Source organism: Mesorhizobium sp. M1E.F.Ca.ET.063.01.1.1 (assembly GCF_003998155.1).
Taxonomy (GTDB): Bacteria; Pseudomonadota; Alphaproteobacteria; order Rhizobiales; family Rhizobiaceae; genus Mesorhizobium.
In genome coordinates this window covers 1-504 of the sequence record NZ_RZSC01001538.1, presented here as the reverse complement: position 1 = coordinate 504, position 504 = coordinate 1, and the positions used below count along the sequence as shown (strand labels likewise).

1 protein-coding gene is annotated in these 504 nt (G+C 66.1%); it reads right to left on the bottom strand.

Translation table 11 applies throughout. From position 1 onward, the window contains the following. Positions 1-207: 207 nt before the first annotated feature. Positions 208-504: GNAT family N-acetyltransferase (locus tag EOA29_RS39665; RefSeq protein WP_145970170.1), on the bottom strand; the 297-nt coding region annotated here is incomplete at its 5' end.

Sequence of the window (504 nt, the reverse complement as noted above, 5' to 3'; positions counted from 1 at the left end):
CATCGAGGCCTTGCGCAAGATCGGCGTCGACCACGCGCAGGGCTATGCCATCGCCAGACCGCAGCCATTCGACGCGACGACGGTTTTCCGCGGCGGCCGGATCGACCGGGGTGCGACCGTCGATGCCTGGGAGGGTTTGGCGCAGACGTTACGCCGCAAGGCCGGCTGACGCGGTTCCGCGATCCCCATTGCAGCTACCACCTGCACCTAAGCTGTCGCCCCTCCAGCCCGCCGCTCCAGCAGGATCGTCGGCTTGTCGTGATAGGTGGTGCGCAGGATTTCGCGATAGCCGTTCCTTTCAGCCACTTTAAGCGAGGCACCATTTTCAGGATCGATGATGCAGACGGTCCTTGCCCGCCCGAACACCGCGTCGCCCCAGGCGACGATGCGCCCGACGACCTCGCTCGCAAGTCCCTGGCCATGCGCCACCGAAGCCAGCGCCCAGCCGGCTTCCGGCACGCCTTCGATCGACGGCTCGATCTCGCGCTTGAGATCATGGAACCC